Raw genomic sequence first — 23,717 nt, 5'->3', positions numbered from 1 at the left:
GGAGCGATTACGATGAGTTTAGGCTTTGCTGTCTATCAGTCCCCAGTTGGAACATTGCGGATTATTGCAGACGAAACGGGTTTGAAAAGAATTGAATTGTTTGAAGAGGACTGGGTTAAGTTTTTGGAAGAAAATCCTGATTTAAAAGAGGATACAGCCATTTGCCAGGAAGCGGTCCGGCAATTGGATGAATATTTTGGCGGCCAGCGCCGTGATTTTGACTTACCGATTTCCGTCGAGGGGACCGAATTTCGCAGGAAGGTTTGGGATGCGCTGCTTAGGATTCCTTATGGCGAAGTTCGCAGTTATGCGGATGTCGCGGAAACGATTGGAAATCCGAAAGCGGTCAGGGCCGTCGGACAAGCCAACCGGGCGAACCAGCTGCCGATTATTATCCCGTGTCATCGGGTAATTGGAAAAAGCGGAAGCCTAACCGGCTATGCCGGCAGTAATACCCCGATTAAACAGCAGCTGCTTGAACTCGAAGGCCGCAAAATGAAAGAAGAAGCGCCGCATAAGGTGATGCTCTAGTTTGTTTGGTTTGAAATGGTCGAAACTGCTAACCAATTTTATAAAAATTGTGCTATAATGGCGGTATGAATTAAATAGCTGAAAAGTTTTCTAGGGTTCCGTGGCGCGGGTGCGTGCGCTGGTCTGGTCCGAGAGAAAACGCACAGATATGTCTGTGTACACGGAGGGATAAAAGCCTGGGAGATACTGATAAACAGTTATCTCCGGGCTTTTTTTGTTTGTTCCGGTATTTGGGGAAGGAGTGAATAGAATGAATTTACAGTGGATGAAGGTGTTTTTTGCGGCATTTTTCGAAGTTTTTTGGGTGGTAGGATTAAAGCATGCTGATAATGTTTGGGAATGGGCCGGTACGGGTGTGTCTATAATTATCAGTTTCTATGCTTTAATCGCTGCGGGGAATAAACTCCCTGTAGGTACGGTATATGCAGTTTTTGTAGGATTAGGCACAGCCGGTACGGTTATTTCGGATATTCTCTTTTTTGGGGAACCGTTTGATATAGTAAAAATCCTTTTAATACTCGTGCTGCTGGCAGGAGTGGTCGGCTTGAAATTAGTAACGACAGATTCTGCTGAGGAAGGGGCTGATTCCTGATGGCTTGGATTTCGCTAATGTTGGCTGGTTTTTTTGAGATGTTTGGTGTGGCGATGATTAATAAAGTGCATAGGGATCGAAACTGGCAATCCTTTGTGTTATTGGTGATTGGCTTCGGCGGCAGTTTCTTATTTCTCGCTAATGCGATGAAAACATTGCCGATGGGCACAGCTTATGCCATTTGGACTGGAATAGGTGCATCAGGCGGGGCGTTATTAGGCATGTTATTTTATGGTGAATCGAGGGAATGGAAGAGACTTCTGTTTATTGCCATGGTTTTGAGTGCGGCGGTTGGGTTGAAGGTTGTTTCCTAGTTTGCCTTTCATTTAATGAGGTTCACTTGATTTTTTTGAAACATTAGAAGTCTTATCCTTAATGGAGTAACTAGTGATCATAAAATAAGTGAAGATTTTTCCGCTAATAGGAGAATAGGGCTCATTCAAGCGTAAATAAGGGAAGGTTTTCCGCTTAAACAAAGCATAATCCCCAATTCTGGAGTTTTTTTAGTCAATAGGGGAAATTTCTCCGCCTATTTTAGTTATTCTTAATCTTATTTGATAAATAAGGGAAATTTCTCCCCTTATTTATCAAACTCTGTCTAATGAACTTGTACAACTTACGGTTGCTTTGGTCAGATATAGAAAATTTTAAGAAAGGCTTAGAGATATTTTTATCTCAAAGCCTTATGGACTGTGCAATATACTGTAATTTGTGTTGTGAAAGGTTATGTGATTTGCTATGTGGTTAGGGTTGTGATTTACCGTTTTGCACCTCACAAGTAAACCTTTTACAATGTCTAGTCAGTGGTTTTCTTCGTCTTTTTAATTAAAAAGTAGATAACTCCCAGCACAATCGCTGCGATCAGGAGCGGCATGACGTATGGCTGCGCTGCTTCTTTAATATGCGACCAGTTTGCACCCAATGTCTTGCCCAACACAAGAAACAATATGGTCCAAGGGATAATCGCTGCCACGGTATAAAGAGTGAACTTTAGCGCAGACATTTTCGCAATTCCCGCAGGAATGGAAATCGCGTGGCGGACAACAGGGATGAATCTGGCTGTAAAAATGACGCCTACTCCATATTTTTCAAACCAATGCTCCGCTACATCGATATGCTTCTTTTTAATCAGGACATACTTTCCGTACTTCTCCAAAAATGGCCGACCGCCATAATAGCCCGCCCAATATAAAAACAACTGAGCAAGTGTTCCGCCGATGGTCCCGGCAATTACGGCCCCGACAAAATTAATTTTTCCGAGCGAAATCATGTAGCCGCCATATCCTAAAACGAGCTCGCTTGGGATGATTTCAATCATTAATCCCAAAGCAATCCCGAAATAACCTAACTGTGATAGAAAATCTAATACCGAAAAAATAAACTCTTTCATAGCACACCTTCACTTATGTAAATAATAGTCACTCTAACCAGTTTATAATAGTTTGTCTCATAAAGAAATATATATGGTCTTTTTCATCCAGACATTCCATTCAAAAAGAAAAAAGCAGCTTAACAGCCGCTGCCTCATAGACAATCAGGAACTTAATGATTTTTCTGTAGAAAACATATAGGTTCGATGATGATAGCGGATGCTGTAGACAAGACCCATCGCAAACATATTCCCCATCAGCGAACTGCCGCCGTAGCTGATAAAGGGCAGGGGAATTCCGGTAATCGGAAGCACTTGAATTGTCATGCCGACATTTTGGAAAACATGAAAGGTAATCATGCAGATAATGCCCGTGCAAACATATGTATTGAACGGCTCATTCGTATCCAGCGCCGTTTTAATTAAATGGTAAATAAGCAAAAAGTACAGTCCGATGACAACGCTGCCGCCGACAAAGCCGTATTCCTCGCCGATCACACTAAAAATAAAATCGGTATGGGCTTCGGGGACATAAACCACCCCATTGCTGAAGCCTTTGCCAGATATAAGACCTGACCCGATTGCTTTTAATGACTGCAGCAGATGAAAGCTTGATCCGGATGAATGATTAGCCGGGTCAAGCCAGGAATATATTCGATTAAATTGATAGGTTTCCACATGGAGATATTTTTCAAGAATTTCCGGTTTATTTAACACAAGATAAAAGATTAGGGCAACAAACGAAGCGCCAACACTGCAAATGGGCAAGATGATTTTCCACGAAATGCCGGAAACAAGGATAACACCGGTCAAAATCGCCATAATGACCAGGGCTGTCCCTAAGTCTTCCACTACGATTAAACCAAGCGGCACCACGGTAATAAAGCCAAGCTTAAGCAACAGCAGCAGGTCGGTCGTCAGCGTTTTTTCAATATACTTTTCATGATGAGCGGCCACTGCCCGGCTTAAGGCCAAGATTAAAAAGATTTTGACGAACTCTGAAGGCTGGATGGTCCCAATGCCTTTAATCACAAACCAGTTTTTCGAGCCGTTCCTTTCGGGTGCAATACTTGGCGGGGCAACCGCTAACAGGATTAGCAGGAAAATCCCAAAGCCATATAGTACCCAGGCAAGTTTGCGGTACTGATAGCTGTCGAAAAGAATGGATCCCAAAACAATGGCAGCGCCGACCACATACCAAAAGACCTGCATAATCAGGAAATTCCGTTCCCCGTATTGACCGGTCGATTGGGCACTGTAAATTGCTAGGCAGCTGATAAGAAAGAAAAGAAATAATATTAATGTTAATGTCCAATCAAAACGGTCCGCTTTTTTTATTTCTGTATCCATAGACCACACCTTATTTTTTGCAATTAGTTAAGCTAATCAGAATTTATGTTCATAAATTCTGAACGCATAAATTCAACTACGCCTCTGTCTTCGTCCTATCGGACTCGCCAATCGGCGAGTTTCCATTTATATCAGACTAACAAAGAAATGGTAAGCCTACAACAACATAGGCAAAATCTGTCATATTATTTAACGATTTTAAGAAGGAAAAGTTTCAGTCTCACATTAAATAATGAAGAAACATCGTCGCAATCCCGAAATAAGTGAGTAAGGAAAAAATATCATTTAGGGTGGTAATCAGCGGCCCTGAGGCCACTGCAGGGTCAATTTTTATACGGTAAAGAATAATCGGAATGATGGTCCCGGCAAGCGTTCCGATGATTAGAGTGAAAAACAGTGAGCTGCCGACTACAAATCCTAACGTCAGGCTTCCCTGCCAAATATACGCAATGATCGATATTAATATCGCACACGTTGCGCCGATCGAAATTCCCACTCCGAGCTCCCTCATGATTAAACGAAAGATAACCTTTTTATCAATATCGTGAGAAATTAGTCCTCTGACAACGACGGCAAGCGATTGCGTTCCGGTGTTACCGGTCATTCCGGCAATCATTGGCATGAAAAAGGTAAGGGCAACCACCTGCTTCAACGTGTCTTCAAAGCTTGAAATAATCCGTCCTGAAATAAGCCCAATGAACAGAAGCAGGATAAGCCAAGGAAGCCTTCGCGCTGCGGCAACGAGCGTTTTTGTATCAAAATCGATTGCTTTACCTGAAGCAGACAGCTTCTCGATATCCTCATTTGCTTCTTTAATCACGACATCGATGACGTCATCAACTGTAATAATCCCGAGCAGCACATGATTCTCATCGACAACCGGTACAGAGATAAAGTCGTAGCGTTCAACGGTCTTGGCGACATCTTCTTGGTCTGTTGTGACGGTAACAGAAATAACCCGTTCAAACATAATGTTGTCAATCCTGTCGCCTTCTCCAGCCAGCAGTAAATCGCGGTAGGATACAACTCCCACCAGCTTGCTATCTTCGTCAATGACATATAAATAATTCAGCGTTTCGGCAAACTCAGCAAACGATTTAAGCTTATCAACCGCTTCCCTGACGGTATAATAGTTGCGAATCCAAACAAACCTATTCGTCATAATTCTTCCTGCTGTTTCAGGAGGATAACTCATGATATCTTTGACGGCATTAGATTCCTTTGTATCCATTTCTGAAAGGAGGGAATCTATTTTTTCAGGAGACAATTCATGCAGAAGCGTGGCCAAATCATCATTGTCCATTAAATCTAGGACCTTGCTGGATTTCTCAATCCCCAGCATATTCAACAATTCAAGCTGTTCGGATTTTTCCAGCTCTTCCATCAGGTCGGCAAGAAGATCATATTTTAAATAAAGTAGAAACCGGCTCTTTTGCTTTTCTGGCAACTCTTTGTAAATCGCCGCGACATCGTAGGGCTGAAGTTCATCCAGAGCAGATTCAAATTCGGCCTTTTTATTTTCAGTTAATGTGTTGATAATATATAAACTTATTTCCTCATGAGTCATATCTTTAACCAAGGTTTATCACTCCTTTCCTAGACCAAATCGCTATAAATTAAATAAGGCGGGAGTACATAGAATAGTCAATATGGTTAATCCATAGTATACGTCATTATAGGTAATACCTTTAGGTTAAATCATTAATCGAATATTATTATTTGTAAAAGAAATGAAATAAGCTATTTTTCCTATTTTTTGATAAAATGAGGAGGTATTGTCTATAAGCATTTGGAAGTTTCATGGAAACTGGAACTGATAAAATATAAAACGTGTTTGAACGGAGGAGTTTGGCGTTGAAAAAGCATCATCATCAAGACATACGGGACCTTATTTATTTACATTTAAATCAATCAGACCAGTATGTTTTATCCTATGGGATTGAATTCGCAGAATTTGCGGCAGCTTTTTCCGGGTCTTTAAATCACCTGCTGTTACTTAAGCACCGCTATGATGATGCTGATTTTAACATGCACACACTGCTCGAGTACTGTCCGGAAGAGGGAATAAACAAATTGGCTGCGGATGATGTTTACGGTTACGGAGATTTCTGCTGGATTGATTTTCTGGAAGAAGATGTTTTAAATGAACTTTCTGGGCAGGAAATGGCGGAATTATTATACTTAGGCCACCATAAACAACACTTGAAAACCCCGTTCTACAATAAATTGGGCAACCGTTTCGTTTACTTAGCTCATGATGACGGCTGGTTTAATAAAACATATTACCGCAGCTTCAAGGACTTTTTCCATTTACTAAGTGAAGTGGTTTCCGATAAGCTGGGGGAAATAAAACCGGAAAAGTCGCTGCTGGGACTTCGTAAAAAACGGACATACACGCCGGTGAATAAGGAAATCCTGCTGTCCCTGACGCCGTTCATCAAGGAAGGAATTTGCATTTCGTTTAGGGATGCGGACGCTCAGCGGACCCGAATTGAAATTCCAATTTGGGTGATTGGCGACTATGCCAATATGGATGATATGTATGAGGAATATCAATATATTAGGACAAAGCCTTATCATGCAAAAATTATTTTTGACAAAAAGACAAAAGAATGGAAACTTAACGTTGTTTAAGGCTGACCTAAAAGTCAGCCTATTTCGTCGTGGAAAAACCAAGAGGAAACAAACAAACTATGGGCTTCATAATATAAATTTGAAAATCAAGTAAACTTAGGTATATCGAATTTCCTTTCTGATTAAAGAAAGTGATAAAATAAAATGTGAATGAAAAGATGGAGGTTTTCAGCATGAAAACAAAATTAGGATTGCTTTACGGAGGAAAATCCGCAGAGCATCAGGTGTCATTACAAACGGCTCTTGCTGTCATGAAAGCATTAGATCTTGAAAAATTTGAAATTCATCCAATTTATATAAATGTAGAAGGCCGCTGGATTAAAGGTCCGCAGCTAATGGAACCGGCTGAAACAGTAAAGGAACTGGCATATTCCGCTGACAGTCAAGTCCCGGCCGCTTTATCGCCTGCTCTATTCCAATCGGAGAACCAAGAGAACGCTGAGCTTGATGTCATTTTTCCACTTTTGCATGGACCGAATGGGGAAGATGGAACCGTTCAAGGATTATTGGAAATCCTAAACCTGCCGTATGTCGGGAACGGTGTTTTGGCTTCAGCAGCCGGCATGGATAAAGTCGTCATGAAAAATATATTTGCACAAGCAGGTCTTGGGCAGGTAAACTATGTTTCTTTTATTAAGAGTGAATGGACGGGTGCCAAAGAAGAAGCTTACGAACAAGTTGAGAAGGAGCTCGGCTATCCATGCTTCGTAAAGCCGGCCAATCTTGGCTCGAGCGTTGGAATCAGCAAATGCCGCAACCGGGCTGAGCTTGATACTGCATTTTCAGAGGCTTTCCAATTTGACCGAAAAGTCATTATTGAAGAGGGCGTCACTGCCCGCGAAATCGAGATTGCTGTTCTTGGCAATGATGCACCAGAATGCTCCGTTGCCGGAGAAATTGTCCCGAAAAAGGATTTTTATGACTATAAGGCGAAATACGAAGATGGGGAAACGGCGTTGATTATTCCTGCGGAGATACCTGAGGATGTATACGCAGTAATGAAGGACATGGCAATTCGTGCCTTTAAATCACTTGACTGTTCGGGATTGGTCCGGGCTGATTTCTTTTTAACACAAGATGGCAAGGTGTTAATTAATGAGGTGAACACGATGCCTGGTTTCACGCCATTTAGTATGTTCCCGCTGCTCTGGAAGCACACCGGAGTAGAATATCCGCAATTAATTGAGCGGCTTGTGGACCTAGCCAAAGAAAGACACGCCGAAAAGCAACAGATTAAATATACTTTTTAACAACAAAAGCGCAGCTTAGGATAAAAAACAACATTTGACACGGCTGTTTTTGCCGTGTCCATTTTTATAAATAAGACATAAGAGGAGGAGTTAATCATGATTAAACGATCATTAAAGCAGATTGCCGAAATGGTCTCTGCGCAAAATGATATCACGTCATATCTTGACATCGTTATTGCAGGTGTAACGATTGATTCCAGAAAAATTGAACCGGGCAACTTATTTGTTCCATTTAAAGGTGAGAAGGTAGACGGCCATAAATATGTGGAAGAAGCCATCAAGAAAGGGGCCGGCGCGGCGCTCTGGCAAAAGGATGTTCCGAATCCGCCGCAAGGGCTGCCACTGTTGATTGTTGACGACTGCCTCGCGGCTTTGCAGGAATTGGCGCGCAAATATCGGAAGGAATTGTCTGTCAAAGTAGTTGGAATTACCGGGAGTAATGGAAAAACAACAACAAAGGACATGACCTCAAGTTTATTGTCACTTAAATATAAGGTCCAAAAAACCGAGGGTAACTACAACAATCATCTCGGTCTTCCTTTAACAGTGCTTGGCTTAAATGAAGATACGGAGATAGCTGTCCTAGAAATGGGTATGAGCGGCCGCGGCGAAATTGAATTCCTTACCAAACTGGCCTGTCCGGATGCCGTTGTCATTACAAACATCGGTGAATCCCACCTGCTTGACCTTGGCTCAAGAGAAGGGATTGCTGAAGCAAAACTTGAAATTCTTCAGGGACTTCAAAAAGGCGGACTGGCAGTACTCCATGGTGATGAGCCGCTGTTGATGGAGCGTATTCATCAATTTAAAGGAGATGTTCAAGTTCAAACCTTCGGCAGAAGCGATACGAATGATTTATTTCCAACTGAAATTACCCAGCTTGAACAGGGGAATAGCTTCAAGATTAATGCTTCTGATAAAACCTTTGAACTGCCGGTTTTAGGGACACACAATATTTTAAATGCACTTGCGGCGATGCTGATTGCCCAATATTTTTCCGTTTCCTTTGAAGAAATAACTGAAGGATTAAAAACAACCAAACTGACGAATATGCGGATGGAGCTTGTGGAAGGGAAGCGTGGTGAGAAAATCATTAACGATGCTTATAATGCAAGCCCTACGTCCATGATGGCGGCAATTGAATTAGTGTCAAACCTTCAGGGCTATGAGCGGAAAATCCTCGTTCTCGGCGACATGCTCGAGCTTGGGCCGCAGGAGGAGCAGTATCATTTGCAAATAGGTGAAGGTTTAAATGCTGACAAAATTGAGTTCCTGTTCACCTATGGACAACTTGGCAGCCATATCGCTGCGGAGGCAAGAAACGTATTGGGTGATGAAAGAGTTTTTGACTTTCTTGATAAAGAGGAATTAATTCAGTCGTTAAAAAAATATCTAAATGGGCAGACTCTCGTGCTTGTTAAAGCATCAAGAGGGATGAAATTGGAGGAAGTTGTCAAGGCACTGCAAAAATAAGGATTGGCCGAGCGGTTATTTGAGTCTCTTGCAGACCGGATGTTAATGCGCTTTTGGCCATGGGGCAGGTGACAAAGGGATGATAGGCTGCTTGTGCATTCACGGCTTTACGGGCGCCCCATATGAAGTGGAGCCCTTGGTGGAGTATTTAAAGAACCGTACAGATTGGGTTTTTCGTGTTCCTACGCTGCCGGGGCATGGTGAAACCCTCCGTTTAAAAGGGGTTCATTACCAGGAATGGATCCGCCATGCCGAGGAAGAATTAAAGGAACTTCTGGAAATTTGTGATGAGGTGTATGTCGTTGGTTTTTCCATGGGCGGTTTGATTGCCAGCTTTCTTGCAGCACATTATCCTGTGGACAAGCTCATTTTGCTTAGTGCTGCTGCTTACTATATTCATCCCAAACAACTAGCGGCTGATGTAAAGATGTTTATTAAGGATATATTTACCGGCAGCATCCGGAATAATGAGCTGTTCCTGCGTTATAAAAGGAAAATAACTGAGACCCCGCTTGCAGCAACACTGGAATTCCGCCGGCTTGTTACCTATATCAGGCCGATGCTGAATCAGGTAAATGTGCCAACCTTTATCGCCCAAGGAGAATCTGACGGGATTGTTCCGCCGAAAAGTGCGGAATATCTTTATCGGACCATCGGAGCAAAGGAAAAAAAGATTATTTATATAAAGGAATCAAAACATCATATCTGTCACTGTGGAGAGCGTACGGTCCTATTTTCTCAGGTGCTTGATTTTTTGGGTAATTCCTAAATGATAAGGCATGAACCATCCAAACTTTATTTGCATAATACTATTGATAATGTTATCATTAATAGCAATGTGTCTAAAGATTGGTGAAAAATGGGCATACTCCTTGGGAGGAATGTCTTTTTTTTGGTAAAATAAAGATGTTACTTGATGTGTTTCTTGAGAATAGATTTAGCTTTAGATATTAAAAATATTGTTAAATAGATGAAGGAGAATGAATACATTGACGAAGTTTGAAGATTTAGGCATTAGCCAGGCTACGTTGAAAGCTGTCCTAAAGATGGGATTTGAAGAAGCAACTCCTATTCAGTCTGAGACGATTCCATTAAGCTTAGCAAATAAAGACGTAATAGGCCAGGCTCAGACAGGAACAGGTAAAACCGCAGCCTTTGGAATTCCGTTAGTTGAAAAAATTGATACAAAACAAGAAGCAATTCAAGGGATTATTATTGCTCCGACTCGGGAACTTGCTATCCAGGTATCCGAAGAGCTTTATAAAATTGGTGCGGGTAAAAGAGTCCGGGTTCTGCCGATTTATGGCGGACAGGATATTGGACGGCAAATCCGTTCATTAAAGAAAGCGCCGCATATCATTGTCGGTACACCAGGCAGGATTCTTGACCATATTAACAGAAAAACCATGCGTCTTGACCAAATTCAGACAGTAATTCTGGATGAAGCCGATGAAATGTTGAATATGGGATTTATCGAGGATATTGAATCTATCCTTGCAGGAGTTCCGGAAGAAGGGCGCCAAACATTGCTTTTTTCAGCAACCATGCCAGGGCCAATCCAACGAATTGCTGAAAAGTTCATGAAGGACCCGCAGATTGTCCGTGTGAAAACGAAGGAAATGACGGTTCCGTTGATTGAACAATACTATGTTGAAGTGCAGGAAAAAAACAAGTTTGATGTTTTAACCAGACTTCTTGATATCCAATCACCGGAATTAGCGATTGTGTTTGGACGTACGAAGCGCCGTGTCGATGAGTTATCCGAAGCCTTGAACCTTCGCGGCTACACTGCAGAAGGCATCCATGGTGATTTAAGCCAGGCCAAACGCCTTTCTGTGTTACGTAAGTTTAAAGAAGGTAATATCGATGTTCTCGTTGCAACTGACGTAGCGGCACGTGGACTTGATATTTCCGGCGTTACCCATGTTTATAACTTCGATATCCCGCAGGATCCGGAAAGCTATGTACACCGCATCGGACGTACTGGCCGTGCCGGTAAAACGGGTGTAGCCATGACGTTTATTACACCACGTGAAAAGCCATATTTATTTGTGGTGGAAAAAACAACGAAGCGCAAAATGGAACGTATGAAGCCGCCAACCCTTGATGAGGCATTGGAAGGCCAACAGCGGGCAGTTGTTGATAAAATCCTACAGACGATTGAATCCAACAATCTTCATTATTATAAGAATGCAGCCGAAGAATTACTGGAAGCCAATGATGCTTCAACGGTTGTTGCAGCAGTGTTGAAGATGCTGACAAAAGAGCCTGATACAACACCGGTTAAATTGACTGAAGAGGCGCCGCTTCAGTCGAAAAAGGAAAGAAGACCTCATGACCGTGGTGGAGACCGTGGCGGGGATCGCCGCAGAAGAGACGATTCACGGAACTATAATTCTGACCGCAGAAAAAAAGCACCGGTAAAACCTCGCGGTGAAAGAAAAGCCGGCGGCGGCAAACCGAAATCAAAAACATATTAAGATGATGTATTAAAGCATGGATGCTGGCTGTGTCCGTGCTTTTTTATATGTGCAAAAAGGGAAGACTAAATGTTAAATACCTTTTGGAGGTTTTAACATGATTATACGTCTCGGATATGTCGCCATGAGTGTGGAACTTCAAAATGCATCCCCATCGCAAACAATGACATTTGCGCAATTCAGCAAAATTAAAGACAGGGATGCAGCTATTCGTAAACTGGAAAGAATTTCTGAATCAAATTTACATAATTGCCTCCGTCTCCTAAAGCATAATGAAGCCAATCAAATTCACTTCTTTCGGTTAAGCTCGCGGCTCGTACCACTGGCCAACCATGAGGAATTGCTCGACTGGAATTACATGAAGCCATTAATAGAGCCCCTAAAAGAGCTGGCAGACTACATCAAGAAGCACCCAGCAAGAATTGATTTCCATCCTGATCATTTTGTTGTTCTTAATTCACCGAATAAAGAGATTTTAAAAAACTCATTGAGAACACTTGTTATGCATAAAGCCCTGCTGAAGGGTATGGGGGTAGACACGGAACACCGCTGTGTCCTTCATGTCGGAGGCGGCTATGATGATAAGGAAAAGGCTCTCGAATTATTTATTCATAATTGGGCCTATATTTCCCCCTCCATCCAAAGAATGATTATGCTGGAAAATGATGATACGACATTTACCGTTAAAGAGACCTTATATCTTTGTGAAAAACTGGGCATTCCCATGGTGTTTGATTATCATCATCATCTGGCCAATCATGAGGACAAAAATTGGCAGGAGGATTGGGGGCGAGTGGTGGAGACCTGGAAGGATTCTCCCCTGCCGATAAAAATGCATATTTCTAGCCCGCGGTCAGAACGTGACTTTCGTGCTCATGCGGATTATGTGGATGTTGAGATGTTCCTTCGGTTTCTTGCTCAAATCAAGGGGACGGTTCCTGAGATTCATTGCATGATCGAAGCGAAGCAAAAGGATGCTGCACTCTTTCAACTTTCTCGGGACTTGCAAGGTAAGAGCGGAATCAAAATGCTGGATCAGTCAAGTTTTCTGATGGAATAGTAGAGCTTCCATACCTTTCTATGTATACTTATATGTGAAAGTTTGCCATTTTCTCATTTAAAAGGGAGGGGGAAATAGAATGCAGACTGAACCGCAAAAACGCATCTCAGAAAGTGCCCTGAAAGTTTGGCGCATTTCTGGTGTTATAAAAGCGGCGATAGAGTGGGCTATAGCTGTCACAGCCATCATAATAATACATATATTTAACGGACCCATTTGGGTATCGGTTATCCTTATAGCGCTCGCCATCATATTAACCTATTTACATATTTTCTTATTCCCATCAATCAGATGGAAACGCTGGCGGTACGAGGTCCGTGAAGAAGAAATTGAACTATTGGAAGGGATTTTTATTATTAGTCGTACGCTCGTGCCGATGGTCCGTGTTCAGCATGTCGATACCGTACAGGGCCCAATTTTAAGAAAATATAAGCTGGCATCGGTCATCGTCCATACGGCGGCCACCGCTCATGAAATCCCTGCCCTGAAGGAGAGCGAAGCGGAAGAATTACGATTCTATATTTCAAAATTGGCGAGGGTGGCTGAAGATGATGTCTGAACCCAAACGGCTTCACCCCATCGCCAGCGTCATTAATACCGGAAAAAGATTAAAAAACCTTTTCATCCCCTTAGCTGCGATATTTTTATCGGGAGGGCGAGAAGGCAAGGAATCTCTTTTCATTACATTTGGTATAGCCTTTGTTGTTGTTATTTTCACTTTTATCTCCGGCCTGATTTCTTGGTTAAAATATACTTATCGGTTTGAAAATAATGAGCTTCGAGTTGAATACGGGATTTTCATTCGCAAAAAACGATATATCCCCTTTGAACGAATCCAAAGCATCGATTTGACAGAAGGCATTTTGCAGCAGCTGTTTGGGCTTGTGAAGGTACAGATTGAAACAGCCGGCTCAAGTGGAGACGAGGAAGCAGAGGCCGTTCTTTCGGCCATTACCAAGGAAGAGGCAAAACTCATTCAAGAGTATGTTGCAGCAGCTAAAACGGGTGATTCAGAAATAGCAAGCCACAAAGTGGCCAAGCCGATTTTTAAAATAACCACACCGGAATTATTGCTCTTATCGTTAACATCAGGAGGCATCGGGGTGGTGATATCTGCTTTATTCGCACTGCTTTCCCAGTTTGACGATTTCATCCCTTTTAAAAAGGTCTTTGGCGGGTTGGAAGACTGGGCGGTTCACAATCTTATCCTTATTGCCATCCTTGTCTTTGCTGGCTTTTTCCTGGCATGGCTGATTGCCTTAGTGTTGACGATGCTAAAATATGCGAATTTCACGGTAGTACAAACAGAAAAGGACTTCGTTATTTCACAGGGGCTTCTTGAGAAAAAACAAATTACCATTCCTTTAAACCGGATTCAAGCCATAAGAATCAGTGAGAATCCAATCAGGCAATTGCTTGGTTATGGAACGGTGTATGTGGAAAGTGCCGGGGGATCCATTGAGAACAAGGATGGCGCAAATGTAATCCTGCTGCCAATCATGAAGGTAAGGGAATTGTCTGCAATAATTGGCCATTACCTGCCGGAGTATCATTTCACGGCGTCCTTCACGCCGGTCCCGAAGCGGGCAATAAGGCGTTATATTTTCCGGAGCTGGTTCATTCCAGTTCCAATCGCAGTGGCAGCCATCTTTTTTTTCAAAATATGGGGTCTCTTTTCGCTGATCCTAATTGGAATATTTACATTTTGGGCGATACTGAAATATAAAACCGCAGGCTGGAGTTTGGATGGTCAGCAGCTGACCCTTAGATTTCAGACCACCAACCGCACCACTGTCTTTATGAAGAAAAACAAGATTCAAAGCTTGGAAATAAGGGAAAGTTATTTTCAACGAAATAAACAATTGGGGACAATTGAGGCCTATGTAAAATCGGGACTAGGCGGTGCCGGCGGGACAGTTGTCGACATGGAAAAAAGTGAGGTAGAGAAGATTTTTGGCTGGTACTCTAAGGAACAGAAAAACAGGGAGGGGGCGAGCGGTTGAAGCCTCCCTCTATTCAGGGCTTTGTCGTGAAACTGCCCCAAGCAAAAGCCCGCCCAGCAGCCCAAAAAGATGGGCGGTAATATTCACGTTAGGTTCAAGAAATGTCATTACTAAGCTGATAACCGTAAGTGTGATGATTATTTGGGAATTCGCTTTGGAAAGTGTATTTTTTTTAAAAAGAATTAGCGCCAAATAGTAGCCGAACAGCCCGAATATCGCCCCGCTTGATCCGACATGTGTATAGGTGAGCGCCTCAAGCATTAAGGTGGCAACGTTGGCGATCAATCCGGAAACCAGATATACAATCAAAAATCGTCCGCCGCCGAGCATCCGCTCTAGCCCTGGTCCAAATAATACAAGGGCAAAACTATTAAAAAGCATATGGGAGAAACCGCTGTGCATAAAGATCGGTGTAATCAGCCGCCAATACTCGCCCTCCATAATGTAAAGATTGACCCCGGAGAGGGTTTCAATAAACCAGGAATTAGGGAATATTGGTAAAATGGTGCAGATAAAAAGAATGAGATGAATGGCCACAATAATAGAAACCACCGGGTAATAGCGAAGAAACTCGCGAAGACTTTCTGTTCGAGTAAACATTATTTTCCACCTCTTACTACCATCATAGACTATTATTTTATCTTGTACACTATTATGCTGACAGGAAATGAAATAGAAGGAAGATTAGCGATGATTAAAGGAATTGGTATTGATATTATTGAACTTTCCAGAGTTCACGAAATCATCAGCCGGCAGCCCAAATTTATTGACCGGGTTTTGACGGCCAGCGAAAAACAAAGATTCTCAGAATTGGCAGAGCGTCGAAAGGTCGAATTTTTAGCTGGAAGATTTGCAGCAAAAGAAGCTTTCTCAAAAGCGATTGGAACGGGGATTGGTAAAGAGCTTTCCTTTTTGGACATCGAAATTAGTTCGGATGAGTTGGGCAAACCGGTCATTAAAAAGCCGGAAGTATGTGCCCATTTGTCCATTTCCCATAGTAGGGATTACGCTGTCGCCCAGGTTGTGATTGAAGAGGATCACTAATTTAAAAAAAGCTTGTCAGGCCTGTTAGCATATTCCCCAAGGTTGTCTCATATATTCATAGGGAAAAAGGAGAGACAAGGTCAGCTTGGTCATTTTGGTTATCATGCCTGATCCCTGCCTTTCTCTTCTCAATACACTGAAATGAGACAAGAAGGGGTTGAAGGAATGAGGAAAAAGTTAGTGCTGCTCATCACGGGGCTGATCGCAATCTTCATGCTCGCTGCCTGCGGTTCTAAATCACAGGATGATGTGGTAAAAGATTTAAATGGAAAGCAAAAGGACTTATCAAGCTATAAAGCTGAAGCAAAAATGACCCTCAAAATGGGGTCGGATTCTCAGGTTTACGACGTGGAAATCTGGCATATGGACCCAAACTTTTATCGTGTTAACCTAAAAAATGCGGAAAAAGACCAAAGCCAAATGATTTTAAGAAATAATGAAGGCGTATTTGTGTTAACACCTGCCCTGAAAAAGAGCTTCCGCTTCCAAAGCGATTGGCCGCAAAACAGCAGCCAGGCTTATCTTTATGAATCATTAATTAAAGACATTGTGGCCGATAAAGACGCCAAATTTTCCGCTACGAAAGAACACTACGTGTTTGAAACAAAAACCCGCTATCAAAATAATAGTATGCTTCCAATCCAGGAAATTAAGCTGAATAAAAAGGATTTGTCACCAGCAGTCGTTAAAGTGATGGACCCTGATCGAAATGCTCTTGTAACAGTAGAATTTACAAAGGTTAAATTCAACGCCAGCTTTGACAAGGACGACTTCGATATGAAGAAGAACATGACCCGTGCAGAGCTAAATATGCCGGCGATGGCAGATGGAGGAGATAAAGCCTTTACGGTTAAATATCCAACCTATGAAATTAAAGGCACAAAACTGATTGAGGAGAAATCTGTCAAGATTGAGGATGGAAAACGGGTTGTCCTTACTTACGACGGTAAAAAATCATTCACCCTTGTTCAGGAAAAGGTGAAATCCAAGGTTGCCTCGACTACTCCGACTTATGTAGAAGGTGACTTGGTTGACCTAGGCATTACGATTGGGGCCGTTACTGATCATTCGATTTCCTGGTCACAGGGCGGAGTCGATTATATGATTGCCTCCAAAAACCTGACGAAGAAAGAGATGGTCGAGATCGCTAAATCCGTCCAAGGGGAAGCAGTAAAATAAATAAAGTTTCAAGCCGCGGAGATGTTGCACCTGCCGCTGATTGGAACCAATAATTTACACCGGCAGGCTCTTAGGGGCCTGTTTTTTTTTATGTTATAATAAACTGACATTAATGTTTTTAGGAAGTGGAATCATGGGAGAACAAGATTCTTTTTATCGGGATACATGGGTAGAAGTAGATTTGGATTGTATTGCGGAGAATGTCACATCTGTCAAAAAACAACTGCCTGAAGGGGTGGACATTTTTGCCGTCGTGAAAGCTAATGCCTATGGCCACGGGGATATCCAAGTGGCTGAAACCGCACTGAATGCAGGGGCGGTGTATCTGGCGGTAGCCTTTATTGATGAAGCGATTGCACTGCGAAAAAAAGGGATAACGGCACCTATACTTGTTTTAGGGGCTTCTCGTCCAGGGGACGCCTTGGTGGCTGTTCAAAATAATATCACCCTAACTGTTTTTCAAAAGGAATGGCTCGAGGATGCAAAACAGCAGTTGAATACAAATGATCAGCTAAAGGTCCATGTTAAAGTGGATACAGGAATGGGACGGATCGGCGTCCGCACTGTCGAGGAATTAAAAGCTGTTGAACAAACCATTGCAACTGATAGCCGACTTTTGTTTGAAGGGATTTTTACGCATTTCGCAACGGCTGATGAGTTGGAAACTGCCTATTTCAATGAGCAATTAGGCAAATTCGAAGCACTTGTAGGCACACTGGCTGAACGGCCAAAGTATATTCATGCCAGCAACAGTGCAGCGGCTATTCGGTTTCCAAAAGCCTATTTCAATGCTGTCAGGCTTGGAATTGTAATGTACGGGTTAACCCCATCACCGGAAATGGAACAGGAAATTCCTTTTTCCCTAAAAGAGGCTTTTTCGTTAAAGACAAAGCTTGTCCATATTAAGAAGCTGCCAAAAGGCAACAAAGTGAGCTACGGGGCCACATATGAAAGTGAACAGGAAGAATGGATTGGCACTTTGCCAATCGGATATGCTGATGGATGGATTCGCAGGCTGCAGGGGCAGGAGGTCCTAATTGCAGGACTTCGCGCACCAATTGTCGGAAGGGTTTGTATGGACCAATGCATGATCCGTCTTCCTTTTGAGATTCCTGTTGGAACAACCGTCACGTTAATTGGAAGCGAAGGTGACCAGCTGATTTCCGTTAATGAAATTGCCGCCAAGCTTGACACCATTAATTACGAGATACCGTGTATCATTGCGAGCCGGGTACCGCGCATTTATAAAAAAAGTGAAAGAATTGTCGAGATAAAAAATTACCTGGTATAGGTGTAAATCATGCATAGGAAACATATTTATGATATTGCGGTAATTTGTGCATAAAAGCTTGTTTAGTTGGCTTATAATACAGTAGGAATCATATTTAGTCTATGCATGAAGAGCGTTTAGTGTTATTATAAAATATGGTATAGATAAAAAAATGGTGTGTAGTGATGGTGGAGGTGTATGTTGGGTGTCTGAATCCAGCGCAACTACGGAAATCTTGGTAAAATTACCGCAGCATCTATTAACTGAATTAGATGGTTTCGTAAAGCAGGAAAATGTAAACCGCAGTGAGTTTATCTACCAAGCAACAAAAATGTATTTACGCGAACGAAAAACGAGACAAATTCGCGAATCCATGAGACGTGGATACATGGAAATGGCAAAGATTAATCTTAGGATTGCGTCAGAAGCATTTCAAGCAGAATATGAGGCAGAGCATACTGTTGAACGTCTTGTAAGCGGAGGATAATCCCTTGATTGTCAAGCGTGGTGACGTATATTTTGCGGACCTTTCCCCAGTTGTTGGTTCTGAACAAGGCGGCGTCCGCCCTGTACTAGTCATCCAAAACGACATCGGGAATCGGTTTAGTCCCACAGTGATTGTTGCAGCGATTACAGCTCAAATTCAGAAAGCGAAGCTCCCTACTCATGTTGAAATTGATGCGAAGCGCTACGGATTTGAACGCGACTCAGTCATTCTGTTAGAGCAAATTCGCACAATTGATAAGCAGCGGTTAACCGATAAAATTACCCATCTCGATGACGAAATGATGGAAAAAGTGGATGAAGCCTTGCAGGTAAGTCTTGGTCTCATCGAATTTTAACTTAAAACGCTCTTTGTGAAAAGAAGAGCGTTTTTTCGTACATAATTCTGCCCTCATATTGCTAAGGCAAGCTCATGGAAGCTTGCCTCTTTTATTTTTTAAGGGAAACTTGATCTTGGAAGGTAGAGCAAGACGGTTGAAGGACAAAACGGGTTGTGACTAGGGGTGAAATGTCCTTGATGGGCGTGATGAAGGACAAAACGGGTTGTGACTAGGAGTAAAATGTCCTTGATAAGCGTGATGAAGGACAAAATGGGTTGTGACTAGGAGTGAAATGTCCTTGATAGGCGTGATGAAGGACAAAATGGGTTGTGACTAGGAGTGAAATGTCCTTGATAGGGGTGATGAAGGACAAAACGGGTTGTGACCAGGAGTGAAAATGTCCTTCAAAAGCGTGATGAAGGACAAAACAAAAGAAGAACCGGACGAAAATGTCCTTCATAAGTAAGTGAAAGGAAGAGCGTACTGATTTACCGTATAATGAAACCCCTGCGCTAATTTGATACAATAAGTGTTAAAAGGAAATTGGAGGTAAAGTTGTGACCGAAACAATAGTAAAAGACGAACAGTTACTAGGCAAAATTGCTGCTGAATTGGCAATCAATCATAAGCAAGTAAAAAATGTCATTTCCTTACTTAATGAAGGAAATACCGTCCCATTTATCGCTCGCTATCGGAAAGAAATGACCGGTGCCCTCGATGAGGTGCAAATCCGTAACATTCTAGAACGCTGGCAATACATACAAAACCTCGAACAAAGAAAAGAAGAAGTTCTCCGGATCATTGCGGAACAAGGAAAGCTGACCGAAGAGCTCCAGCAAAGCATCGTAAAAGCTGAAAAGCTCCAAGAGGTAGAAGATTTATACCGTCCCTATAAACAAAAAAGACGAACCAAGGCTACTATAGCTAAAGAAAAAGGCCTTGAGCCGCTGGCCGAATGGTTACTGACACTCCCAAAAGAAAGTGTTGAAGAAAAGGCGAAAGAATTTTTATCGGAAGAAAAAGAGGTTCTTACAATAGAAGATGCGCTAGCTGGTGCAAAGGATATCATTGCGGAAATGGTGTCAGACGATGCGGAAGGCCGCAAGTGGATTCGTCGGGAAACCTTCAAATCCGGTACAGTTGTCTCTGTTGTAAAGGAAACGGAAAAGGACGAGAAAAACGTTTACGAAATGTACTATGAATACGAGGAACCGGTAAATAAAATCGTTCCGCACCGTATCCTTGCCCTAAACCGCGGTGAAAAAGAAGACATTCTAAGAGTATCTATCAAAATGAACTCAGATATCATCATTTCGTATTTGTCCAAAAAGTGGGTTAAAAAGGAGTACTCGCCAACAGCCCCATTTGTATTGGAAGCAATCGAAGACGGCTACAAAAGATTAATCCAGCCATCTATTGAGCGAGAAATCCGCAGTGAATTGACTGTAAAAGCAGAGGAACAGGCCATTCATATATTCTCAGAGAATTTGAGAAACCTTCTCCTCCAGCCGCCGTTAAAGGGAAAAATCGTCTTAGGTGTCGACCCGGCCTATCGGACAGGCTGTAAGCTGGCGGTTGTGGATGAAACCGGGAAAGTCCTAAAGATTGATGTCATTTACCCGCACCCACCGAAAGCAAAGCTCGAGGAAGCAAAAGACAAGTTTATCAAAATATTGCGGGACTATAAGGTTGAGATGGTTGCTGTCGGAAACGGGACAGCCTCAAGAGAGACAGAGCAATTCGTAGCTGATATTTTAAAAGAAGTTAAGGGAGAAATCTTTTATCTAATTGTGAATGAGGCCGGGGCAAGTGTGTATTCTGCTTCCGATCTAGCAAGAGAGGAATTCCCTAACTTCCAAGTTGAAGAACGGAGTGCCGTGTCAATTGCCCGCCGTCTGCAGGACCCGCTTGCGGAATTGGTTAAGATAGATCCGAAATCAGTAGGCGTCGGCCAATACCAGCATGATGTATCTCAGAAACTTTTGTCCGAATCACTCCATTTCGTCGTGGAAACGGCAGTTAACCAGGTCGGCGTGAATGTGAATACTGCCTCATCTTCCTTGCTGCAGTATGTTGCCGGCCTTAATAAAACAGCAGCCAATAATATTGTGAAAATGCGCGATGAGGAAGGGAAATTCACCAGCCGCTCGCAATTAAAGAAGGTTCCGCGCCTTGGTGCAAAGACCTATGAACAAGCGGTGGGCTTCCTGCGGGTATTAGATGGAAAACAGCCGCTGGACCGGACTGGAATTCACCCGGAAAATTACAAAGAGGTAGAAAAACTCCTTAAAAACCTCGGCTTTACAACTGCTCACCTAGGATCTGAAGAGTTGATATCTGCCTTGAACGGACTTGATTTGAAGTCTGTTTCTGAAGAGTTATCCATTGGTGAGTTAACATTGAAGGATATTGTTGACGCACTTGTAAGACCGGAACGTGATCCGCGTGACGACCTGCCCCGTCCGCTTTTGAAAAAAGATGTTTTAAAACTGGAAGATCTAAAATCCGGAATGGAGCTCCAAGGTACAGTCAGAAATGTTGTTGATTTTGGAGCCTTTGTAGACATTGGTGTTAAACAGGACGGGCTTGTTCATATCTCAAAACTAAGTACTCGATTTGTCAAACATCCGCTCGATATTGTCTCAGTAGGGGATGTAGTAACCGTCTGGGTAGATTCGGTTGATATGAAAAAAGGCCGGGTAGCACTAACGATGCTTCCTCCAGCAAAATAAATGAAAACACTGCTTGCTTAGCAGTGTTTTTTTCTGTAAAAAAACCAGCATTGATTTAACATCTTAATTTGATATCGATTTTTTTCATAAAATGCTCTTTTCATTTGGTTTTGAAACCAAGTAGGCATAAATTAAACCTCCCGAAAAGTTTCTCCACAAGGGTATATACAATATATGCTATAATAGGTTGTCACGTTCGCAAAGAAAGTGAGGGAACCTTAAATGGAGGATTCGGAGCTTCAGTTGATGGTGGAAAAAATCTCGATGGAGTACTTTGGGAAGCCATTCAAACATAAGGCATCCTTTAATTCTCGGCTCAGATCAACTGGCGGCAGATATCTTTTGGGGACACATAATATCGAAATTAATAAAAAGTATTTGGATCAGCTTGGCGAACAAGAATTAATTGGGATCATCAAACACGAACTAGTTCACTATCATCTTCACCTTGAAGGCAAGGGATACAAGCATCGTGATTTAGATTTTAAAACACTCTTAAAAAAGGTGGGAGCACCAAGGTTTTGCAATCAGCTTCCGGATGTCCCAAAAAGAAAACGTAAAGCTAAAAAAATACTTTTATATAAATGCACAAAGTGCAGCCTTCCATATCAGCGCAGAAGAAGCATTGATACAAGTCGCTATGTTTGTGGAAATTGCAAAGGGAAATTAGAAAAGGTCAAAGAATATCTTTTGGAATGAAAGTTTGAAGAACCATTTATTTCTATGAAAATTCGTATTGACTTTAGATAAAGACGTCATTATAATTTAAAGAGTCGATAGGGCAACGCCTTATTGGACTAGCTTCATATTTGCTATTATTCCGCAGTAGCTCAGTGGTAGAGCTATCGGCTGTTAACCGATCGGTCGCAGGTTCGAATCCTGCCTGCGGAGCCATATTGGGGAAGTACTCAAGTGGCTGAAGAGGCGCCCCTGCTAAGGGTGTAGGTCGCGTAAGCGGCGCGAGGGTTCAAATCCCTCCTTCTCCGCCAGGTTAAAATATCGGCCCCTTGGTCAAGCGGTTAAGACACCGCCCTTTCACGGCGGTAACACGGGTTCGAATCCCGTAGGGGTCATCAGGAATGGGGAATGAAACAAATTCATTTCCTGTTTCTTTCTCTCTTGAAAAATAAATATATTGGGCTATAGCCAAGCGGTAAGGCAACGGACTTTGACTCCGTCACTCGTAGGTTCGAATCCTGCTAGCCCAGCCATTTTTTTGCGGGTGTGGCGGAATTGGCAGACGCACCAGACTTAGGATCTGGCGCCGCAAGGCGTGGGGGTTCGACTCCCTTCACCCGCACCAATAATTTCCTGTTGAAAAACCTCGGGAAACATGTTATGATTTTCTTTGTCACTAATTTAAAATGCGGTCGTGGCGGAATGGCAGACGCGCTAGGTTGAGGGCCTAGTGGTGGCAACACCGTGGAGGTTCAAGTCCTCTCGGCCGCACCAAAAAAATATATTGACATAATAAATCGAATGTGATAAGATATAAAAGTTGATTAAAAAGAGCGCCCGTAGCTCAATTGGATAGAGCGTCTGACTACGGATCAGAAGGTTATGGGTTCGACTCCTGTCGGGCGCGTTCTAAAGTTTAATTCCAATATCGGGAAATAGCTCAGCTTGGTAGAGCACTTGGTTTGGGACCAAGGGGTCGCAGGTTCGAATCCTGTTTTCCCGACCATCATAATTTTATATGCGGGTGTAGTTTAGTGGTAAAACCACAGCCTTCCAAGCTGTTGTTGTGGGTTCGATTCCCATCACCCGCTCCACTTTAGAATAATAGTTCTTTGAAAACTAAACAAACAAAAACGTCAACAAACAATAATATTCGTTTCATTTGAAACGAAGCCAACGTAACATTTTTGAGCTAATCAACTCAACTTTATTGGAGAGTTTGATCCTGGCTCAGGACGAACGCTGGCG

23 protein-coding genes, 9 tRNA genes and 1 riboswitch are annotated in these 23,717 nt (G+C 42.6%); of the genes, 27 read left to right on the top strand and 5 right to left on the bottom strand.

All coding sequences use genetic code 11. The features are described 5' to 3' along the window. Nucleotides 1-12: 12 nt before the first annotated feature. The 3 genes from KHB02_RS24570 (at nt 13) to KHB02_RS24560 (ending at nt 1,437) form a co-directional block, all read left to right on the top strand. Nucleotides 13-531 carry a methylated-DNA--[protein]-cysteine S-methyltransferase gene (locus KHB02_RS24570; RefSeq protein WP_213148147.1) on the top strand — a complete coding sequence of 173 codons (519 nt, stop codon included), beginning with the start codon at nt 13-15 and terminating at the stop codon, nt 529-531. A 79-nt stretch (nt 532-610) separates the two neighbouring features. Next, nucleotides 611-716: riboswitch (guanidine-I (ykkC/yxkD leader) on the top strand. 65 nt (nt 717-781) lie between these two features. Then, nucleotides 782-1,123, top strand: coding sequence for a DMT family transporter (locus KHB02_RS24565; RefSeq protein ID WP_213148146.1), 342 nt, complete (start codon nt 782-784; stop codon nt 1,121-1,123). Continuing rightward, nucleotides 1,123-1,437: a DMT family transporter gene (locus KHB02_RS24560; protein WP_213148145.1), complete on the top strand. Its 315-nt coding sequence runs from the start codon at nt 1,123-1,125 to the stop codon at nt 1,435-1,437. The genes KHB02_RS24565 and KHB02_RS24560 overlap by 1 nt, the downstream gene beginning before the upstream one ends. Nucleotides 1,438-1,919: 482 nt before the next feature. Here the strand turns inward: KHB02_RS24560 and uptA are convergent, their stop codons facing one another. From uptA to mgtE, 3 genes are all read right to left on the bottom strand, one after another. Then, entirely contained in the window at nt 1,920-2,513 is a 594-nt protein-coding gene (gene uptA / locus KHB02_RS24555) for an undecaprenyl phosphate transporter UptA (RefSeq protein WP_213148144.1), read from the bottom strand. Between the two features lie 144 nt (nt 2,514-2,657). Next, nucleotides 2,658-3,842: an FtsW/RodA/SpoVE family cell cycle protein gene (locus KHB02_RS24550; RefSeq protein ID WP_213148143.1), complete on the bottom strand. Its 1,185-nt coding sequence runs from the start codon at nt 3,840-3,842 to the stop codon at nt 2,658-2,660. 220 nt (nt 3,843-4,062) lie between these two features. Beyond that, the gene (gene mgtE, locus KHB02_RS24545) at nt 4,063-5,421 is read right to left on the bottom strand and encodes a magnesium transporter (RefSeq protein ID WP_213148142.1); all 1,359 of its coding nucleotides are present in this window, start codon (nt 5,419-5,421) and stop codon (nt 4,063-4,065) included. 275 nt (nt 5,422-5,696) lie between these two features. On the opposite strand from mgtE, the gene KHB02_RS24540 reads away from it, so the two are divergent. The 8 genes from KHB02_RS24540 (at nt 5,697) to KHB02_RS24505 (ending at nt 14,742) form a co-directional block, all read left to right on the top strand. Further along, nucleotides 5,697-6,476, top strand: coding sequence for a hypothetical protein (locus tag KHB02_RS24540; RefSeq protein ID WP_213148141.1), 780 nt, complete (start codon nt 5,697-5,699; stop codon nt 6,474-6,476). A 173-nt stretch (nt 6,477-6,649) separates the two neighbouring features. Continuing rightward, nucleotides 6,650-7,726: a D-alanine--D-alanine ligase gene (locus KHB02_RS24535; RefSeq protein ID WP_213148140.1), complete on the top strand. Its 1,077-nt coding sequence runs from the start codon at nt 6,650-6,652 to the stop codon at nt 7,724-7,726. A 96-nt stretch (nt 7,727-7,822) separates the two neighbouring features. Next, entirely contained in the window at nt 7,823-9,199 is a 1,377-nt protein-coding gene (locus KHB02_RS24530) for a UDP-N-acetylmuramoyl-tripeptide--D-alanyl-D-alanine ligase (protein WP_213148139.1), read from the top strand. A 79-nt stretch (nt 9,200-9,278) separates the two neighbouring features. Next, a complete protein-coding gene (locus KHB02_RS24525; protein WP_213148138.1) occupies nt 9,279-9,968 on the top strand; it encodes an alpha/beta hydrolase in 690 nt (229 codons plus the stop codon). Between the two features lie 220 nt (nt 9,969-10,188). Then, nucleotides 10,189-11,679 carry a degradosome RNA helicase CshA gene (cshA, locus tag KHB02_RS24520; protein ID WP_241114069.1) on the top strand — a complete coding sequence of 497 codons (1,491 nt, stop codon included), beginning with the start codon at nt 10,189-10,191 and terminating at the stop codon, nt 11,677-11,679. Between the two features lie 97 nt (nt 11,680-11,776). Further along, entirely contained in the window at nt 11,777-12,739 is a 963-nt protein-coding gene (gene uvsE, locus KHB02_RS24515; protein ID WP_213148136.1) for a UV DNA damage repair endonuclease UvsE, read from the top strand. Between the two features lie 79 nt (nt 12,740-12,818). Then, nucleotides 12,819-13,298, top strand: a complete 480-nt coding sequence (locus tag KHB02_RS24510; RefSeq protein WP_213148135.1) for a PH domain-containing protein — start codon at nt 12,819-12,821, stop codon at nt 13,296-13,298. Next, on the top strand, nt 13,288-14,742 hold the full coding sequence (locus KHB02_RS24505) for a PH domain-containing protein (protein WP_338088322.1): 1,455 nt from the start codon (nt 13,288-13,290) through the stop codon (nt 14,740-14,742). Before KHB02_RS24510 ends, KHB02_RS24505 begins: the two co-directional genes overlap by 11 nt. A gap of 9 nt (nt 14,743-14,751) precedes the next feature. On the opposite strand, the gene KHB02_RS24500 is transcribed toward KHB02_RS24505, so the two are convergent. Continuing rightward, nucleotides 14,752-15,342, bottom strand: a complete 591-nt coding sequence (locus tag KHB02_RS24500; RefSeq protein ID WP_213148134.1) for a rhomboid family intramembrane serine protease — start codon at nt 15,340-15,342, stop codon at nt 14,752-14,754. Nucleotides 15,343-15,432: 90 nt separating this feature from the next. On the opposite strand from KHB02_RS24500, the gene acpS reads away from it, so the two are divergent. The 6 genes from acpS (at nt 15,433) to KHB02_RS24470 (ending at nt 21,791) form a co-directional block, all read left to right on the top strand. After that, complete coding sequence (gene acpS / locus KHB02_RS24495) at nt 15,433-15,786, top strand: holo-ACP synthase (RefSeq protein ID WP_213148133.1); 354 nt, start codon at nt 15,433-15,435, stop codon at nt 15,784-15,786. Nucleotides 15,787-15,951: 165 nt separating this feature from the next. Further along, nucleotides 15,952-16,965 carry a LolA family protein gene (locus KHB02_RS24490; protein WP_213148132.1) on the top strand — a complete coding sequence of 338 codons (1,014 nt, stop codon included), beginning with the start codon at nt 15,952-15,954 and terminating at the stop codon, nt 16,963-16,965. A 133-nt stretch (nt 16,966-17,098) separates the two neighbouring features. Further along, entirely contained in the window at nt 17,099-18,256 is a 1,158-nt protein-coding gene (gene alr / locus KHB02_RS24485; RefSeq protein WP_213148131.1) for an alanine racemase, read from the top strand. Nucleotides 18,257-18,440: 184 nt separating this feature from the next. Next, nucleotides 18,441-18,722, top strand: a complete 282-nt coding sequence (locus KHB02_RS24480; RefSeq protein ID WP_213120931.1) for a CopG family ribbon-helix-helix protein — start codon at nt 18,441-18,443, stop codon at nt 18,720-18,722. Between the two features lie 4 nt (nt 18,723-18,726). Then, entirely contained in the window at nt 18,727-19,077 is a 351-nt protein-coding gene (ndoA, locus tag KHB02_RS24475) for a type II toxin-antitoxin system endoribonuclease NdoA (protein WP_007083556.1), read from the top strand. Between the two features lie 539 nt (nt 19,078-19,616). Further along, a complete protein-coding gene (locus KHB02_RS24470; protein ID WP_213148130.1) occupies nt 19,617-21,791 on the top strand; it encodes a Tex family protein in 2,175 nt (724 codons plus the stop codon). A 17-nt stretch (nt 21,792-21,808) separates the two neighbouring features. On the opposite strand, the gene cmpA is transcribed toward KHB02_RS24470, so the two are convergent. Then, entirely contained in the window at nt 21,809-21,919 is a 111-nt protein-coding gene (gene cmpA / locus KHB02_RS24465; protein ID WP_213148129.1) for a cortex morphogenetic protein CmpA, read from the bottom strand. A gap of 94 nt (nt 21,920-22,013) precedes the next feature. Between cmpA and KHB02_RS24460 the strand changes: the two genes are divergently transcribed. The 10 genes from KHB02_RS24460 to KHB02_RS24415 all read left to right on the top strand — a co-directional run bounded on the left by KHB02_RS24460 (nt 22,014) and on the right by KHB02_RS24415 (nt 23,563). Next, nucleotides 22,014-22,490: a SprT family protein gene (locus KHB02_RS24460; protein ID WP_213148128.1), complete on the top strand. Its 477-nt coding sequence runs from the start codon at nt 22,014-22,016 to the stop codon at nt 22,488-22,490. A 120-nt stretch (nt 22,491-22,610) separates the two neighbouring features. Next, nucleotides 22,611-22,685 (top strand) — tRNA-Asn (locus KHB02_RS24455). Nucleotides 22,686-22,689: 4 nt separating this feature from the next. After that, nucleotides 22,690-22,780, top strand: a tRNA-Ser gene (locus KHB02_RS24450). A gap of 12 nt (nt 22,781-22,792) precedes the next feature. Then, nucleotides 22,793-22,864: transfer RNA gene (locus KHB02_RS24445), tRNA-Glu, on the top strand. A gap of 63 nt (nt 22,865-22,927) precedes the next feature. Next, a tRNA-Gln gene (locus KHB02_RS24440) sits at nt 22,928-23,002 on the top strand. Between the two features lie 7 nt (nt 23,003-23,009). Next, nucleotides 23,010-23,094: transfer RNA gene (locus tag KHB02_RS24435), tRNA-Leu, on the top strand. A 63-nt stretch (nt 23,095-23,157) separates the two neighbouring features. Next, nucleotides 23,158-23,243, top strand: a tRNA-Leu gene (locus KHB02_RS24430). A gap of 59 nt (nt 23,244-23,302) precedes the next feature. Continuing rightward, a tRNA-Arg gene (locus KHB02_RS24425) sits at nt 23,303-23,376 on the top strand. Nucleotides 23,377-23,398: 22 nt separating this feature from the next. After that, nucleotides 23,399-23,475 (top strand) — tRNA-Pro (locus KHB02_RS24420). A 14-nt stretch (nt 23,476-23,489) separates the two neighbouring features. Beyond that, a tRNA-Gly gene (locus KHB02_RS24415) sits at nt 23,490-23,563 on the top strand. Nucleotides 23,564-23,717 lie beyond the last annotated feature (154 nt).

Origin of the sequence: Neobacillus citreus, from assembly GCF_018343545.2 — a bacterium.
Taxonomy (GTDB): domain Bacteria; phylum Bacillota; class Bacilli; order Bacillales; family Cytobacillaceae; genus Neobacillus; species Neobacillus citreus.
Note: the sequence above shows the minus strand (reverse complement) of the source record. Positions and strands in the feature narration are given on the sequence as shown.